Genomic DNA, 17,627 nt, shown 5'->3' with positions numbered 1-17,627 from the left:
ATATAAGCCTCACGTGTAGGATGGGAGTCTTAAACCGCAAGCTTCCCAACAACTATGCTCTTATATATCTTTTATATATAATTAATTGATTAGGGTATTTGGATTCAAGATACATACCTCCAGCAAGACTACCTCCTGCCTTTTTCAATAATTATTAATTACTTAACTTGCATCAGCTCCCATTTAGAGACAAGTAACGTCTATTATTCACACACTCAGGTTTAGCCACTTCGTTCTCGCCTCGCTCCTGTTGCTTAACCTATTAACCCAAAAGCAAGTCCAGGCAAGCGATTTGCAATTTTAGAAAAAAATAAATTTACCCCTTGACAAACTAGGGGATGACTAGTTACTCTAGTTAAGTGGAAAGGCGACAGACGCCAAACCACTGCTGAACCTGTAAAACATAATACTTTGAAAGCTTAAGAAAAAACCAATCCTCGTCAAAAGATTTTGCTTTTGGTAAATCCAAAAGGATAATCAAAATTAACAACAGGATTCCGGAAAATATTTTTTCGGAGCCACAAACTCGAAACACAACAAAACGGAGAGTTTGATCCTGGCTCAGGATGAACGCTGGCGGTATGCTTAACACATGCAAGTCGAACGGTGTCTTCGGACACAGTGGCGGACGGGTGAGTAACGCGTGAGAATCTGGCTCTAGGTCTGGGACAACCACTGGAAACGGTGGCTAATACCGGATGTGCCCTGTGGGGTGAAAGGCTTGCTGCCTAGAGATGAGCTCGCGTCTGATTAGCTAGTTGGAAGTGTAATGGACTCCCAAGGCGACGATCAGTAGCTGGTCTGAGAGGACGATCAGCCACACTGGGACTGAGACACGGCCCAGACTCCTACGGGAGGCAGCAGTGGGGAATTTTCCGCAATGGGCGAAAGCCTGACGGAGCAATACCGCGTGAGGGAGGAAGGCTCTTGGGTCGTAAACCTCTTTTCTTAGGGAAGAACACAATGACGGTACCTAAGGAATAAGCATCGGCTAACTCCGTGCCAGCAGCCGCGGTAATACGGAGGATGCAAGCGTTATCCGGAATGATTGGGCGTAAAGCGTCCGCAGGTGGCAATGAAAGTCTGCTGTTAAAGAGTCTAGCTCAACTAGATAGAAGCAGTGGAAACTACATAGCTAGAGTACGTTCGGGGCAGAGGGAATTCCTGGTGTAGCGGTGAAATGCGTAGAGATCAGGAAGAACACCAGTGGCGAAGGCGCTCTGCTAGGCCGTAACTGACACTGAGGGACGAAAGCTAGGGGAGCGAATGGGATTAGATACCCCAGTAGTCCTAGCCGTAAACGATGGATACTAGGCGTGGCTTGTATCGACCCGAGCCGTGCCGTAGCTAACGCGTTAAGTATCCCGCCTGGGGAGTACGCCGGCAACGGTGAAACTCAAAGGAATTGACGGGGGCCCGCACAAGCGGTGGAGTATGTGGTTTAATTCGATGCAACGCGAAGAACCTTACCAAGGCTTGACATGTCGCGAATCTTGATGAAAGTTGAGAGTGCCTTCGGGAGCGCGAACACAGGTGGTGCATGGCTGTCGTCAGCTCGTGTCGTGAGATGTTGGGTTAAGTCCCGCAACGAGCGCAACCCTCGTTTTTAGTTGCCAGCATTAAGTTGGGCACTCTAGAGAGACTGCCGGTGACAAACCGGAGGAAGGTGGGGATGACGTCAAGTCAGCATGCCCCTTACGCCTTGGGCTACACACGTACTACAATGCTTTGGACAGAGGGCAGCAAGCGAGCGATCGCAAGCAAATCCCGCAAACCAAAGCTCAGTTCAGATCGCAGGCTGCAACTCGCCTGCGTGAAGGAGGAATCGCTAGTAATTGCAGGTCAGCATACTGCAGTGAATTCGTTCCCGGGCCTTGTACACACCGCCCGTCACACCATGGAAGCTGGTAGTGCCCGAAGTCATTACTCCAACCATTCGTGGAGGAGGATGCCTAAGGCAGGACTGGTGACTGGGGTGAAGTCGTAACAAGGTAGCCGTACCGGAAGGTGTGGCTGGATCACCTCCTTTAAAGGAGACCTACACCCCTTAGAGATCGAAAAGCAAACAGCTATATAGATACTAAGTTGGTCATTCCTTAGGTCAGTCGAGATTGGTAAATAGCTTTCAAAGTATTATTGGTTTGGTAAGTCAAAGCACTTTAATATCATAAAGTATTGAGAAATCAGCAACATGACATTTGTCAGACTGCTGAGTAAATTCTCAGCCAGAACCATGAAAACTGCATAGGAACGCAAATTAGCAGGCAGACACAGACATTATCGAGTGCTGAGTGCTTCGGCTTAGAGTGCTGAGTAAAATCAGTGTGAAGTGACGAAGTAAGCAGAACTAACTATAAGTGATTGTGAATGCAATAGTTAAAAGACCAAAAAATTTGAGTGGTCAAGCGAATAAGGGCTAACGGTGGATACCTAGGCACACAGAGGCGACGAAGGACGTGGTTACCGACGATATGCTCCGGGGAGTTGGAAGCAAACATTGAGCCGGAGATTTCCGAATGGGGCAACCCTAGATACTAGCTGCTGAATATATAGGCAGTCAAGAGCCAACCCAGCGAATTGAAACATCTTACTAGCTGGAGGAAGAGAAATCAAAACAGAGATTCCCTAAGTAGTGGTGAGCGAAAGGGGAAAAGCCTAAACCAAAGGGTTTACCTTTTGGGGTAGTGGGACAGCGAGATCGAATCTGGAGGCTAGACGAAGCAGCTAAATACTGCACCAAAGAAGGTGAAAGTCCTGTAGTCGAAAGTTAAAGGATAGTAGCTCAATCCCGAGTAGCATGGGGCACGAGGAATCCCATGTGAATCAGCGAGGACCACCTCGTAAGGCTAAATACTACTGTGTGACCGATAGTGAACCAGTACCGCGAGGGAAAGGTGAAAAGAACCCCGGAAGGGGAGTGAAATAGAACATGAAACCGTTAGCTTACAAGCAGTGGGAGGACTATTAAAAGTCTGACCGCGTGCCTGTTGAAGAATGAGCCGGCGACTTATAGGCACTGGTAGGTTAAAGCGAGAATGCTGGAGCCAAAGGGAAACCGAGTCTGAAAAGGGCGAAACGATCAGTGTTTATAGACCCGAACCCTGGTGATCTAACCATGGCCAGGATGAAGCTTGGGTAACACCAAGTGGAGGTCCGCACCGACTGATGTTGAAAAATCAGCGGATGAGTTGTGGTTAGGGGTGAAATGCCAATCGAACCAGGAGCTAGCTGGTTCTCCCCGAAATGTGTTTAGGCGCAGCGGTAATGATTATATCTGGGGGGTAAAGCACTGTTTCGGTGCGGGCTGGGAGACCGGTACCAAATCGAGACAAACTCAGAATACCCAGAGGAGACATTGCCAGTGAGACAGTGGGGGATAAGCTTCATTGTCAAGAGGGAAACAGCCCAGACCACCAGCTAAGGTCCCGAAATCATCGCTAAGTGATAAAGGAGGTGAGAGTGCACAGACAACTAGGAGGTTTGCCTAGAAGCAGCCACCCTTGAAAGAGTGCGTAATAGCTCACTAGTCAAGCGCTCTCGCGCCGAAAATGAACGGGGCTAAGCGATGTACCGAAGCTGTGGGATTAATAATTAACGATTAATCGGTAGGGGAGCGTTCCGTCGTAGGTAGAAGCAGTAGCGGCAAGCAGCTGTGGACGAAACGGAAGTGAGAATGTCGGCTTGAGTAGCGCAAATATTGGTGAGAATCCAATACCCCGAAACCCTAAGGTTTCCTCCGCCAGGTTCGTCCTCGGAGGGTTAGTCAGGACCTAAGGCGAGGCCAAACGGCGTAGTCGATGGACAACGGGTTAAAATTCCCGTACTGATTGTAAGTTGTGCAGAGGGACGGAGAAGATAAGTGTCAGCCGGATGTTGGTTACCGGTTCAAGCGTCAAGATGTTGAGAGACGGCGAAAACGTTTTGAGTTGAGGCGTGAGTACGACCCACTACGGTGGGGAAGTGGCATAGTCTAGCTTCCAAGAAAAGCTCTAAACACGTTAACTTACAGTTACCTGTACCCGAAACCGACACAGGTAGGGAGGTTGAGAATACCAAGGGGCGCGAGATAACTCTCTCTAAGGAACTCGGCAAAATGGCCCCGTAACTTCGGAAGAAGGGGTGCCCACCGTAAAGAGTGGGTCGCAGTGAAGAGATCCAGGCGACTGTTTACCAAAAACACAGGTCTCCGCAAAGTCAAATCGACGCAGTATGGGGGCTGACGCCTGCCCAGTGCCGGAAGGTTAAGGAAGTTGGTCAGGGGGCAACCTTGAAGCTAGCGACCGAAGCCCCGGTGAACGGCGGCCGTAACTATAACGGTCCTAAGGTAGCGAAATTCCTTGTCGGGTAAGTTCCGACCCGCACGAAAGGCGTAACGATCTGGATGGTGTCTCAGAGAGAGACTCGGCGAAATAGGAATGTCTGTGAAGATACGGACTGCCTGCACCTGGACAGAAAGACCCTATGAAGCTTTACTGTAGCCTGGAATTGTGTTCGGGCTTGGCTTGCGCAGGATAGGTGGGAGGCGATGAAGTATTCCTTGTGGGGAGTATGGAGCCAACGGTGAGATACCACTCTGGCGAAGCTAGAATTCTAACCCATGACCGTTATCCGGTCAGGGAACAGTTTCAGGTGGGCAGTTTGACTGGGGCGGTCGCCTCCTAAAAGGTAACGGAGGCGCGCAAAGGTTCCCTCAGCACGCTTGGAAACCGTGCGGCGAGTGTAAAGGCATAAAGGGAGCTTGACTGTAAGAGTGACTACTCAAACAGGTACGAAAGTAGGCCTTAGTGATCCGACGGCGCAGAGTGGAATGGCCGTCGCTCAACGGATAAAAGTTACTCTAGGGATAACAGGCTGATCTCCCCCAAGAGTCCACATCGACGGGGAGGTTTGGCACCTCGATGTCGGCTCATCGCAACCTGGGGCGGAAGTACGTCCCAAGGGTTGGGCTGTTCGCCCATTAAAGCGGTACGTGAGCTGGGTTCAGAACGTCGTGAGACAGTTCGGTCCATATCCGGTGCAGGCGTTAGAGCATTGAGAGGAGTCCTCCTTAGTACGAGAGGACCGGGAGGAACGCACCGCTGGTGTACCAGTTATCGTGCCAACGGTAAACGCTGGGTAGCCAAGTGCGGAGCGGATAACCGCTGAAAGCATCTAAGTGGGAAGCCCACCTCAAGATGAGTGCTCTCACCACAATTAGTGGGTAAGGTCACCTGAAGAACACAGGTTAATAGGCGGTAGGTGGAAGTGCAGTAATGTATGTAGCCGAGCCGTGCTAACAGACCGAGGGCTTGACCTCACAAATAATTTGGTTGATTGGCGTTCCTGTGCAGTCTTCAGGGTTTTGTGAACAAGGGTAAAGGTTAAAGGTAAGTTTTTTCCTTTTTTCCCTTCCCCTTTCCCCCTTGCCCTCAAAGTTTTCCTGGTGTCTATTGCGCGGTGGAACCACACTGAACCCTTCCCGAACTCAGAGGTGAAACGCTGCTGCGGCAACGATAGTTTAGGGGTCGCCCTACGCAAAAATAGCTCGATGCCAGGTTTCATTTTTCTCACATCAAGCCCCACACTCATCTGGCGTGGGGCTTTTATGATAGATACACTCATGTTGTCTGGGACATGTTAATTTTTTTTGGATAAAGTCGAGCTAAAATCATGACGGAAAGAAGCTTATAGCTCCTAAAATATGTGTCTCTATACAAGATGCATACATGGTTCACACAGATGATAAAATTTACAAATTTCAACAGTGCCGGTAAACTGACCGCTCTTTTGTTCCTGATAACTCTATTCCTGACACCTTGTGTGATTGTAAATGCAGGAGAACGTGGTGTATTAATGAAATTTGGTGAAGTACAAAACCAGATATTAGGAGAAGGACTTCACTTAATTATTCCTATAGTCAATACTGTGACAAAGTTGAGTGTTAGAGTCCAAAAACAGGAAATTTCCACTGAGGCTTCTTCCAAAGATTTACAAAATGTTTTCGCTGATATAGCTCTCAATTGGCATATTATTCCCCAGGAAGCAAATGCCATTTTTCAAGAAATTGGAGATGAACAAAATGTAGTTATTCGGATTATTAACCCAGCTGTTGAAGAAGTGCTAAAAGCAGTAATAGCAAAATATACTGCCGAAGAAATTATTACTAAACGAGGAGAAATCAAAAGTGGAGTAGATAATGCGTTGTCCACACGATTGGGTAGCTATCACGTTGCAGTTAATGATATTTCTCTAGTTCATGTCCATTTTTCTGAACGGTTTGGTGAGGCAGTAGAGGCAAAGCAGATTGCTGAACAAGAAGCAAAACGAGCAGAGTTCATAGCACTGAAAGCAACAAAAGAGGCTGAAGCAAAAGTTAATTTAGCCAAAGGAGAAGCTGAGATGCACAGATTATTACGTGATGGTTTAACTCCAGAAATTCTGCAAAGGCAAGCAATAGAAAAATGGAATGGGAAGCTGCCATTAATTGTAAGTAAGGAGGCTCCAAAATTGTTGAATTTAAGTGAATTTTTAAAATTTGATTGAAAATTAATATTTTTGTTTGCTGATTAACTATCCATCCTGAGACTCAGAAACATCGAATGCCTGACTTACATTTTGGTTAAATCAGTATTAATCTTCGTAAATCAAAAATATTAAATTTGGAGATAAGGAACTTATCTAATAGTAAGATCCTAAAAGACCAACAACAAGTTGTCAAAGAAATTCAGAAAACAAATCGAATTGCTATAGATATAGCATGGACGTATAGAAGTGCGCCCATACTATCAATTCCCTTGTATAAAGGTGATAAACTAAATTAACTGTTGGAGAATAAAATGGGAGAATCAAGAATCTTCAACTGGAGCAATAGTATAATCAACAGGGTATAAAGTGTTGAAGAGATTAAACCTGTGAGCAATTCTTTTTTGAGGTTATGTTCTTGAGGTTCATTTTGAAAAATGTCCTTAGAACCAAATTGCATCAAGAGAATTCCTACAATGTTAGAGAGCCAATATCCGATAATTGAACAAGGTAGAAGCAATTTTGGAGAAAGAAAACTACATACATACCCAAAAGCATAAGCTATTGGCAGATTGAATAGTAGGTCATTCCACCAGCATAGCGGTGATAATAAATATCCTAGTACTACAAAAAATCCACCTCTAAGTTTTTTAAAAATGTCTTTTTTGAACTCTGCTGGAGTAGACTTTTGTAATTGCTCTAGTGCTGTGTCTCTTGTTCCATTCAACTCTTGACTAACGCTTTGGACGCTTTCCATAAAAACCCACTATTCCTATAGTCTTAAGGTAGTTTAATATATAAACTAAATCAACGTCTAGTACAGGAGTTATGATATTTTGGTTTTTTGATGCTGAAAGTTTTACCACTGCATAGTTTCAGCAAAATCGTCAAGAGCAAAATTGAGTTTAAATAAACTGCCACTTCACGATATCTGAATTTCTGCTAGAGACACATCAGGTAGTTCGCTTCTTGCAGAATTTAGGTTTTTCCTTGAATATCTGAGTAAGATAGAAAAATTGATACATAATTGAGGCAATCAACTTTATTTATTGCTCAATAAGTTTTTAAATCAAAATATATCTTTATAGATTATAGCACACCATAAGTTCCAATACCAATACTGCAATAGCCAGAGGCTTATTAGGTTGGTGTGAATGTTGAGTTGCAAAATTTTTATATTTTTGCATATAGCAGAAGCAGAAATTTTGACTAATAATAGCTACAATAAAAATGCTGAGATATTTTAATCGAAAAATGACAGATTTCACTCCAAACAGCACTTTTTTAATAGTAGGAATTGTTTTTATAACGATTGCTGTAATAGGTCAATCTAAATTAGCTTTTATTGAAATAAATCCTGGTTGTTTTGGGAGAATATTAGCTTTATTTATTGGTATTTCAAGCCTATTATATTCTTGGGGACTACTCAATTTTTCAACAGTAAATTTGGAATTATTAAGAACTTCTATGACAGACTTAATAAAACAGAGTATAAGTTCAATAAATGACATTTTACAAGGTTCGTAATAATTCAAAAAAATTAATTCATTTCTAACTCGATCTTAGAGGATGTTTTAAAAGTGGGAGGCTATTGATAAGAAAGCTCACAAAGTTGATGCTGAAATTTATCGATAACAGTACCTTGTGAGCGAATGACTAAAGCATACCGTAGCAATTTGATATGATGTCGATTATATAATAGCTAACTAGCTGTTTCCTTGTCTTTGCCAAAACTGTTGTAAAATCTCTCTTGGCTTTCTATCCCAGGTATCGATATGCTCGTATATCAAATTATCTTGATTGAGTTTATACGTTGAATAGCCATTAAAAAGCAACCCTGCTTTCCAGGGAACGCGCAACACTCCCCGCACCGTCCACTTTGCTAAAATCGTGTTTTCGGCTGACTGATAAACTTCATGTACATCAAAGTAAATATGAGTAAAAAATAGCCGCGCGTGAAATCGTAAAGTCCAAAATATAATGCGATAGTTAAATTTGTATTTGAATGTATTTACAGGGTCTTTAAAATAGATATCCTGTGTATAAATGTCATAGGAAATATCTTTTTCAAAAAGTGTCGGTAAATCTTCTTTTAAAGTATTAATTACCTTTTCCACTGGCAATTTATATTCCACGCGCCTTTTCCCTTAAAAAATCTTTTTTAACAAATTTTCCACTCCTAACCAAATAGAAGATGTCCTCTTGTGACTCACACCACCTGCACTCAAATCTGACAGAGTAGGAAATGATGCAGACTTAGCATAAGGCCCATTTCGCAAAACTTTAGCAAGGGCATTGTTATTCTCGTGCAAACCTTCGTAAAAAAAGAATACCTCTCCTTGAATGCCAAGTTGACGATTGTATTCAATTGTCTGCACCATATATTCTGCACTAATACAGTAAGAGCCAAGCTTCATCAGTATTCCCGGTGCTAACTTGGGCAGTGTTGTATCTGTAAACTGCTGGTTTACTAGTTTATCAACGATCGCACAATAACTCCTAAAGTCACGGCGATAAATCTGCGGCTGAATCAGATCAACTATTCCCCGTTTCAGCCATGTGGGTGAATCTTGCAGATATTCCTGAAATGCCCAATCATAGATATTAGGTGCGATCGCTACTAATAAATTAGGATTCACCCCTTTCACTTCCCGGTAGAGACGCGCCAAAAATTCAGTGAGAATATCTGCACGCCACTGTAACCATTGCCTATCCTTGGGGTTCTCTGGCGGATTGCGATCAAATTCCTGGCGATAGCGGCTGACAGTTAACTCATCATAGCCACCTTCACACGGGAATGCAGGGAAGCGATCGTCTCCTTGAACCCCATCTACATCATAATTCTTTACAACTTCCAATACCAAGTTCAAGAAGAATTCCTGCACCTGTGAGTCGAGGGCATTCAACCACTCAAAGCCGTTTTTCTTCAATAAGTTGCCATTAAAATCACGCGCAGCCCATTCTGGTTTTTTCTGTAAAAGTACGCCACCATTTAAATTGTAAGAACTGGCAAAACCGTATTCAAACCAAGGAATGACTTTCAATCCGACTCGCCGCGCCTCAACTATCACCTCTTCTAAAGGGTCGCGGCCTACAGACATCGGGTCAATTTCGACTCCAAATGTCTGCTGCATTATTTGACTGGGATACAGAGTTACCGCCTTATTCCAAACAACAGGAAACACCACATTAAATCCTGTCTCAGCCAGAAAATCCATCGCTTCAGCAATGCTTTCCTTTGACCTGAGAACTTGACTATCAGTAGTAGTCAACCAAATACCACGAGTTTCTATTATTGCCATTTCTTTGAAGAAGAATTCAGGAGTCACAATTCAGGAGTCAGAAGCAATTAGTGGGCCAAATTTTATTGTTTTGTAGGGGTTTTAAACCAGATTATTCGTCTGCCAATCGTACAGAATTAATTCTTAATTCTGACTCCTGACTTCTGAATTCTGTTTGATTGAAATTCTTGGCACTGCACCATCTAAACATTGACTAGCCGACGATACCGCGCCTGTATTATTGTGTAAATCCCATAGGCAACCAAACCTAGTGCCACAATACCTAAAAGCCATGCTCCATAAGGCTGTTGAGCTAGCGTCTGTAATACTTCATCTAAACCTTCGGCGGTAGCGGCGTTCGATTGCCTTGCAGCTTCAATTAAAAACCAACCAATAATGCAAAACACTATACCCCGTGCCGCTAAACCAAATCTGGAAATTCTCATTACCCATTGGGCTTGTGTGTTGCTTAACTCAGTTAAATTGAGTTCTTTACGAAATTTACCACTAAAAGCTTGATAAAACTGATAAAAACCTAGAGCAATTACAAACACTCCCACAGTTCCAACTAACCATTCACCAAAGGGTTGAGAAAGCAAACGTGCTGTCGAATCTTCAGTAGAATCACTACTATTTTTAGCGCTGCCTGTACCCATAACAATTTTCACCGCACTTAAGGCTAAACTTGCATAAATCAAGCCATTAACTGCGTAACTAATTCGCACTGCCAAACCTTTGGCATCGTTACCTTTATTTTCTGGGTCTTTAATTGCCTGTACAAAACGCCAGATTACGTATCCAATTAGCCCAATTGCAACTAAAGCCAGCAAAAACTTACCAAATGGCTGGTTGACGATTGTTTGGAGAGCGCCTTGGGTATCAGTTGTTTTACCACCCCTGCCAAAAGCCGCCTGTGCTGCCAGTAATCCAACTATACCGTAAACTACTCCCTTGGAAACATAGCCAAATCGTCCCAGTCGCTCAACCCACAATGAAGCATGGTTTGTCAACTGTTGTGTCATGGTAGTTGGAGATAATTATATCTACCTTTTACCAAGATTTACCCATGATTCACATCTATCCCAAGGCAAATTGTCTAATATTTTTGCAAAAACTCACTATCTTAATACTGTCTTTTAATAGATGTGAGACTGCTCAAAATAATATTACAGTCATGAAGTACAGTATTATTATTTAGTGTTTTTTAATGCTTAATTTGGATTAATTATGCCTTTAATAGAAACTTCTTGGACACACGAATATATAACTACCAATGGGGTAAAACTACACTACGTTACCCAAGGTGAAGGGCCCTTAATTTTGATGTTGCATGGGTTTCCTGAGTTTTGGTACTCTTGGCGGCATCAAATACCAGAATTTGCCCAAAATTTTAAAGTTGTCGCCGTTGACTTGCGTGGCTACAACGATAGTGATAAGCCAAATGAGCAATCAGCTTATGTCATGGATGAATTTATCAAAGATGTTGAGGGAGTAATTAGAGGATTAGGATACGAAAAGTGTGTATTAGTTGGGCATGATTGGGGTGGTGCGATCGCTTGGAATTTCGCATACACTCACCCCGAAATGTTAGAACAATTAATTATTCTTAACCTGCCTCATCCTGCCAAATTTGCTCAAGGGTTACGCACTCCCCAACAGTTGCTACGTAGCAACTACGTATTTTTCTTTCAACTACCGTGGATACCAGAATTACTTTTACAGTCTTCAGACTACCAAGCTATTGAAACAGCTTTTAAAAGTATGGCAGTTAACAAGAGTGCTTTCACCAAAGCGGATATTGACACTTATAAAAATGCTGCTGCAAAACGCGGTGCCCTCACAGCAATGTTGAACTACTACCGCAATATTTTTCAACAGAAAATGGTAAATCCAAATAGGAGCGTTCTGGAAGTGCCAACACTGATGATTTGGGGAGAAAATGACCCTGCACTTGGCAAGGAACTAACCTATGACACCACAGCTTATGTCAGGGATTTTCAAATCAAGTACATTCCTAATTGTGGCCATTGGGTGCAGCAAGAACAGCCAAAATTGGTTAATCAGTATATGCGAGAATTTCTGAAGACTTAAGCTAAACTATCAATTGATAAATAAAGTATAAATACTCATAAAATTAGCTATAGGGATAGCGCCAGCTTTTCATTTTTCAAGATTTAATAGTAATTTAAGAGGGGGCGTTTTTGAGGAATTATTCGGTAAAAATTGCCAAAAATTCCGAATTAATGGCATTTTTGACATTACTTTTATCTGGGTTTCAGATCGCAACTAACTTGTCAGGAGATAGATTGTCACAAGAGACATTGACCTCACGAAGTTTAGTGAGATAATAGAGTTGTGAGGGACAGAACGGACGCAACTTGATTATTAAGGGGGAAAATTTATGAAACTCCAGCTATTAGCGGCCATGGCCTTAGCAACACCCCTATTTTTCGCTAGCTCGGTTAGAGCCGAGAATCCACAAGATTTACAAAAGCTGCTTTCAACTGGGGAATGTGTTAAGTGCGAACTATCAGGAGCTAACCTCAGTGGCGCTCATTTAATTGGTGCTGACTTAAGAGGCTCGAAGCTTCAAGGAGCTAACCTTGTAGGAGCTAACCTCGAAGGTGCTGACTTAACTGGTGCAAACTTAGCAGGTGCTAACCTAACATCTGCTTATGTAACCAATGTGAATTTAAAGCAAGTTAATCTCAACGGAGTAAATTTTACTCGGGCTACGATTCACGATTCTAATGTGTATCAAGCATCAATGAACGATCTAAATCTTACTGATGCAGAAATATTTAACACTGGAATCGGGATTGGTGGTGAAGACGCTGAAATTCCTGATTGGAAATAGACTCAACTGAGTACACAAGTAGAAATCAATACAATATAGGTTTTGGCGGGTTTTAAATCAAATAAACTAGTTTTTTGCCAGAATTATCCTTAAAACCTGCCTCTACAAAAATATTAATCAAAATGAAATCCCCTTTGCGTTGTAATAACTTTACTATGGCAAAAGCAGAGGGGGTTTCTTTTTGCGATCGCACTGATATCCACACAAAAAAGTGCAATTAAAATCTGAAAATCTTTGTGATTTCCCATCAGATGCACAAAGAAGGTTTTCTCCCCAGATGCCCATTGATTTGGCTGACTTTTCACGGGATATGGAAAACCCCTCTCCCAACCTCTCCCCTACAAGGAGAGAGGCTTTGATTTCTCCCCCTTCCCTTGTAGGGAAGGGGGCTGGGGGGTTAGGTTTTCCGTTGGCTTTTCTACATGACGTGAAAACTCAGATTGATTTGGCACGATTTTTGCATAAGAGTATTGTGACCTCTCCGTTGCTCACAAAATACCACTAAAGACTTATGCAAAAAGAGCGAAGACCGAGTAAGAAGAGTTTGCGATCGCTTGATTACTTGAATGTGTTTCTCGCAGATGTGCGCGATGGTGTTGGGCCATATCTGAGTATTTACCTGAAAGCCTCAGCAAATTGGAACCCGGCTCAAATTGGATTGGCGATGTCAGCTTCGGCAATTGCCACAGTTATTGCCCAAACACCAGCTGGTGCATTGGTTGACAGGCTACGTCAAAAACGGATGTTGATTGTACTGGCGGCTGTGTTTGTTTCTATCGGCTCTATTGCTATGGGTTTGTTCCCCAACTTGCCTGTTGTCATTGGCTCTCAGATTATGATTGGGATTGCTGCTGCGATTTTTCCACCTGCGATTACTGCTATTACTCTGGGACTCGTAGGACATGAGAGATTAGATCGGCGGGTAGGTCGTAATGAAACATTTAACCATACGGGAAATCTGCTAGCTGCTACTCTCGCTGGTTTAGCAGGTTACTTCATTGCCCGCAAGGCAATATTTTTCTTGGTTGCAGCTATGGCTGTGGGCAGTATTATTTCAGTGAGGATGATTCGTGACAGAGAGATTGACCACGAATTAGCGCGTGGAGATGGAGAAGAGGGCGAAGAGGAAGATAAAGAAGAACATCAACAGCACCATGAAGGCATATTGCAATTATTGAGCGATCGCCAAATCTTATTCTTTAGTATTGCAGTAGTTTTGTTTCACTTTGCCAATGCTGCTATGTTACCGCTAGTTGGTCAAGAATTGGCACAGGGTAAAGGCACAAGTGACACAGTTTATATGTCTGCTTGTATCATTGTCGCTCAATTAGTGATGATTCCAGTGTCTAACTTGGCTGGGCGTTTTGCACATACAGCCCGAAAACCCATATTTTTGCTGGGCTTTGCCGTCTTACCGATTCGAGGAGTGCTGTATACGTTTTCAGGCAATCCCTATTTTCTCGTTTCTGTGCAAATTCTGGATGGTATTGCAGGCGGGATTTTTGGTGTGCTTTCGGTGTTAATGGTAGCTGATTTGACTAAAGGCACGGGACGTTTTAATGTTACCCAAGGAATGCTCAATACTGCTATTGGCATTGGTGCGGGTTTGAGCAACGTGCTGGCTGGATTTGTGGTTAAAAGTGCTGGTTACAATGTTGGTTTTTTGATTTTAGCAGCGATCGCAGTTGTGGCTTTAGCAGTTTTTTGGTTCTGTGTACCTGAAACAAAAACAGGAGTTAATAGAAAATCATCACATCAAACCGCTTAGGGCAGTCATTAGTTATTGTCATTAGTCCAATAGAAACCACGCCCGCTCTTTAACACAGCTTGAATTAGCCCCATGAAAGACAAAGTTTTTCCACCCACAAGGGGCGAGGTATGCACTAAAATCCAATGACCAATGACTAATGACCAATGACTACTTAATCAAAAGAATATAGCGAAATCATGATTGTTTTCAGATACATCATCATTGGACTGACTTATATCGGTTTGGGTTTAGGATATCTCCCTGGCTTGCGGATGAACCGAGCCAGTATTGCTTTAGTTGGTGCATCTTTGCTGATGGCATTTGGGGTATTAGACCTCAAAGAAGCATGGCAAGCGATAGATTATAAAACGCTGATTTTCCTGTTTGGGATGATGGTAATCAGTACAAACTTAGCTTACGCTGGTTTTTTCCAATTAACCCTTGATACAGTTACACACTTCACCCGCAGCCCTTTAGGTTTGCTAATTGTTTTAACTTTCGGCAGTGGAATGCTCTCGGCTTTTTTTCTGAATGATACCATCGCTCTAATTTTGACTCCTTTGGTTCTTGGTTTAACCCAAACTTTGAACCTCAATCCGATTCCTTACTTACTTGCTTTGGCGGGAGCAACTAATCTGGGTTCAGTAGCTACCTTAAGTGGCAATCCACAAAATATTCTGATTGGTTCCTTCTCTGGTATCAGCTATCTCGATTTTGCAAAAGCATTGACTCCCATCGCATTAGTAAGTTTGTTAATCCAAATTGGGTTACTGTGGTGGCTTTATCCTGATGTGCGTTCTACTAAATCTTGTGCGAGTGCAACCCCCGTGCGTTACCGCATATTTAAACCGTTGCTTACTAAAAGCCTATTGATAACTGGAGGACTATTAATTGCATTCTTAATTGGGATACCCCCAGCCCAAGCAACACTTATAGCTGCTGGTTTACTGTTCATTACTAGGCGAATCAAACCGCAACGAGTTTTAAATAAAGTAGATTGGGATTTACTGGTGATGTTTTCTGGACTATTTGTTGTGACTGCTGGAGTAGAAAAATTAGGAATATTGAATTTATTTAGCGGTTTAGTTTATAATCCCTTGAGCATATTAGGAATTACTGCTTTGCTTTCAAATTTAGTTTCTAATGTTCCAGCAGTATTATTACTACAACATTTAATTCCCCATCCAGACACGAAAACCTGGTTACTATTAGCAGCAGGATCTACTTTAGCTGGTAATTTAACTTTGTTAGGTTCAGTTGCCAATTTAATTGTTGCTGAGGCTGTTGCAAAACTTGGTTATCAGTTGTCATTCTGGGAACATTTGCGTTTTGGTCTACCGTTAACTGTCGTGACTCTTATCCTGGCTTATTTTTGGATTTAGTCATTTGTCATTTGTCATTTGTCATTTGTCATTTGTCATTTGTTATTTGTCATTTGTCATTTGTCATTTGTCATTTGTCAACAATCAAACTTAAAATTTCAGGTTCAAAGGTGCAACTTCCAGACTCAAAGGTGCAACGTTCAGGCTCAAAGGTGCAACTTCCAGGTTCAAAGCCGCAACGTTTAGGTTCAAAGCCACAACGTTTAGTTTCAAAGCCACAACGTTTAGTTTCAAAGCCGCAACGTTTAGGCTCAAAGCCGCAACGTTCAGGCTCAAAGCCGCAATGTTCACCTTCAAAGCCGCAACGTTCCGGTTTAAAGCCGCAACGTTCCGGTTTAAAGCCGCAATGTTCAGGCTCAAAGCCGCAATGTTCAGGTTTAAAGCCGCAACGTTCACCTTCAAAGGCTCAACGTTTAGGTTTAAAGCCGCAATGTTCAGGTTCAAAGGCTCAACTTTGATATTTCAAGAGACTTCCTTGCTTCTTGCTCTTGCTTCCCATCTTTTTATCAGTCAACTTGCGCTGATGTGATGACTTTATTCCGGCAATTTTACGGTATTTTGTGACTGTTCTGCGAGTGATTGGCAGACAAAATTGAATTTTCAAAAGCTGGGTTAATTGCTCATCAGTATAAGGATTGGCGGATGATTCTTCTGCAATTAACTGTAATAGCATCTGTTGAATTTGTTGAGGAGTACGTCCGCCTACTCCTACAGGAACACATAGTGAATGCAACGGAATTATCTGACTGTGTTGATTGCAAACTAATATATACCGTCCCCGCACAATCCGGCTGACTGTAGAGTTACTAAGTCCCACCGATTGAGCTACTAATTGCTGAGGGGTAGATACTAAGTCTAATTTATCCCGACTCTGCAAAAAAACTTGCTGACGCTCAACTAAAAATTTCCCAACTTTGAGCAGATTTTCCTGCCATTGTTGCAAAGCTGTGAGTAAATTTCTAGCTTTTTGTAATAATGCTTCTAATTGTTGGGTATCTCGCCTTGATTTTGGTGATTCCTGCAAAAGCTTAATGGCTTCGGAATTCAGACAAAAACGTTGTTTGACTTCATAAGCTAAAGAAATTTGCCAACTTCCAGCTATTAGCTCAACTTTTAAATCGGGGGTGACGATGGGAGCGTCGCAACAGCCGAAGTTTCTGGCAGGACGGGGTTCTAATTCTTGAATTTCATGAATAGCATTGGTGATTTTCTCGATGTCAACATTAATATTTTGGTTCAATTTTTGTAATAGTACTTGATAATTTTGCTTTGACTCGGAAGTATTGCCAATACAGTTTGCTATGTCTTCTAAATAATTTTTAACTAGTAAAAAAGCTAGGCTTTCAGGCTGGTCTTTAAGTTGTACTAACAGACATTCTTGTAGGGTTCGCGTACCAATTCCAGGTGGATCTAAACTTTGGAGAATAGGCACTACAGCCTCTAGTTCTTTTGCACTCCAGATACTACCATCTGCCCAAACTTCTGGAGTTTCTTGTAAGTAACCAGAGTTTGATAACCACTGAGTTAGATAGGTTAAGGCTTTACGTTGTCTTGATGGGATTGATAAAACTGATATTTGTCCGAGAAGATGCTCACTTAGGCTTAATTCCTGGGCGATGGGACTGTACCAATTAGGTTTAATATCGTCTAAAAGTACTTCGCTGTTATGGAAATCAGAATTTTCTATTATAAATGGATTGTGTTTACATTCTTCTCGAAGATGATCGAATACTCGTTTACCATTCCACGGCAAAAAGCGAACTAAATACTGTAGAGTTGGGTAAATAACAGTTTGAGTTTCTAAGTGGGTTTCTAGTGTAGATGCTGAGTTTAAGGAATTCATTGGTTAGGAGTTA

The 17,627-nt window shown here is 42.4% G+C and carries 12 protein-coding genes, 3 rRNA genes and 1 pseudogene; 10 read left to right on the top strand and 6 right to left on the bottom strand.

From position 1 onward, the window contains the following. Positions 1-538 precede the first annotated feature (538 nt). From ACR5KR_RS22605 to ACR5KR_RS22590, 4 genes are all read left to right on the top strand, one after another. Positions 539-2,029, top strand: a 16S ribosomal RNA gene (locus tag ACR5KR_RS22605). A 370-nt stretch (positions 2,030-2,399) separates the two neighbouring features. Further along, positions 2,400-5,296, top strand: a 23S ribosomal RNA gene (locus ACR5KR_RS22600). A 122-nt stretch (positions 5,297-5,418) separates the two neighbouring features. Beyond that, positions 5,419-5,536: ribosomal RNA gene (gene rrf / locus ACR5KR_RS22595) — 5S ribosomal RNA — on the top strand. Together the 16S, 23S and 5S rRNA genes form the textbook arrangement of a ribosomal RNA operon. A gap of 182 nt (positions 5,537-5,718) precedes the next feature. Next, positions 5,719-6,522 (top strand): prohibitin family protein, encoded by an 804-nt coding sequence (locus ACR5KR_RS22590; RefSeq protein ID WP_445630395.1) that lies wholly within the window; start codon positions 5,719-5,721, stop codon positions 6,520-6,522. A 274-nt stretch (positions 6,523-6,796) separates the two neighbouring features. Here the strand turns inward: ACR5KR_RS22590 and ACR5KR_RS22585 are convergent, their stop codons facing one another. Further along, entirely contained in the window at positions 6,797-7,258 is a 462-nt protein-coding gene (locus tag ACR5KR_RS22585) for a hypothetical protein (RefSeq protein WP_445630396.1), read from the bottom strand. A 497-nt stretch (positions 7,259-7,755) separates the two neighbouring features. Here ACR5KR_RS22585 and ACR5KR_RS22580 point away from each other — a divergent pair, with 497 nt between their 5' ends. Beyond that, a complete protein-coding gene (locus ACR5KR_RS22580) occupies positions 7,756-8,028 on the top strand; it encodes a hypothetical protein (RefSeq protein WP_445630397.1) in 273 nt (90 codons plus the stop codon). Positions 8,029-8,207: 179 nt separating this feature from the next. On the opposite strand, the gene ACR5KR_RS22575 is transcribed toward ACR5KR_RS22580, so the two are convergent. The 3 genes from ACR5KR_RS22575 to ACR5KR_RS22565 all read right to left on the bottom strand — a co-directional run bounded on the left by ACR5KR_RS22575 (position 8,208) and on the right by ACR5KR_RS22565 (position 10,804). Further along, a complete protein-coding gene (locus tag ACR5KR_RS22575; protein ID WP_445630398.1) occupies positions 8,208-8,636 on the bottom strand; it encodes a DUF2358 domain-containing protein in 429 nt (142 codons plus the stop codon). 12 nt (positions 8,637-8,648) lie between these two features. Next, complete coding sequence (locus ACR5KR_RS22570) at positions 8,649-9,803, bottom strand: glycoside hydrolase family 10 protein (RefSeq protein ID WP_448270294.1); 1,155 nt, start codon at positions 9,801-9,803, stop codon at positions 8,649-8,651. Between the two features lie 182 nt (positions 9,804-9,985). Next, positions 9,986-10,804, bottom strand: a complete 819-nt coding sequence (locus ACR5KR_RS22565; RefSeq protein WP_448268092.1) for a DUF1206 domain-containing protein — start codon at positions 10,802-10,804, stop codon at positions 9,986-9,988. A gap of 205 nt (positions 10,805-11,009) precedes the next feature. Between ACR5KR_RS22565 and ACR5KR_RS22560 the strand changes: the two genes are divergently transcribed. From ACR5KR_RS22560 to ACR5KR_RS22540, 5 genes and pseudogenes are all read left to right on the top strand, one after another. Further along, positions 11,010-11,873 carry an alpha/beta fold hydrolase gene (locus ACR5KR_RS22560; protein WP_448268091.1) on the top strand — a complete coding sequence of 288 codons (864 nt, stop codon included), beginning with the start codon at positions 11,010-11,012 and terminating at the stop codon, positions 11,871-11,873. 310 nt (positions 11,874-12,183) lie between these two features. Further along, the gene (locus ACR5KR_RS22555) at positions 12,184-12,639 is read left to right on the top strand and encodes a pentapeptide repeat-containing protein (RefSeq protein WP_094353507.1); all 456 of its coding nucleotides are present in this window, start codon (positions 12,184-12,186) and stop codon (positions 12,637-12,639) included. A gap of 211 nt (positions 12,640-12,850) precedes the next feature. Continuing rightward, positions 12,851-13,054: pseudogene (locus ACR5KR_RS22550) on the top strand (hypothetical protein); the annotation flags it as partial. Between the two features lie 96 nt (positions 13,055-13,150). Further along, positions 13,151-14,407 carry an MFS transporter gene (locus tag ACR5KR_RS22545; protein ID WP_448268090.1) on the top strand — a complete coding sequence of 419 codons (1,257 nt, stop codon included), beginning with the start codon at positions 13,151-13,153 and terminating at the stop codon, positions 14,405-14,407. 179 nt (positions 14,408-14,586) lie between these two features. Continuing rightward, a complete protein-coding gene (locus ACR5KR_RS22540; protein ID WP_448268089.1) occupies positions 14,587-15,771 on the top strand; it encodes an anion transporter in 1,185 nt (394 codons plus the stop codon). Between the two features lie 90 nt (positions 15,772-15,861). On the opposite strand, the gene ACR5KR_RS22535 is transcribed toward ACR5KR_RS22540, so the two are convergent. Then, positions 15,862-16,215 (bottom strand): hypothetical protein, encoded by a 354-nt coding sequence (locus ACR5KR_RS22535; RefSeq protein WP_448268088.1) that lies wholly within the window; start codon positions 16,213-16,215, stop codon positions 15,862-15,864. A gap of 4 nt (positions 16,216-16,219) precedes the next feature. Further along, on the bottom strand, positions 16,220-17,614 hold the full coding sequence (locus tag ACR5KR_RS22530) for an RNA polymerase factor sigma-54 (RefSeq protein WP_448268087.1): 1,395 nt from the start codon (positions 17,612-17,614) through the stop codon (positions 16,220-16,222). Positions 17,615-17,627: the final 13 nt, after the last annotated feature.

It is taken from the genome of Nostoc sp. DSM 114159 (assembly GCF_053470285.1).
The sequence above is the reverse complement of the archived record's forward strand: the minus strand, read 5'-3'. Positions and strand labels throughout refer to the sequence as shown.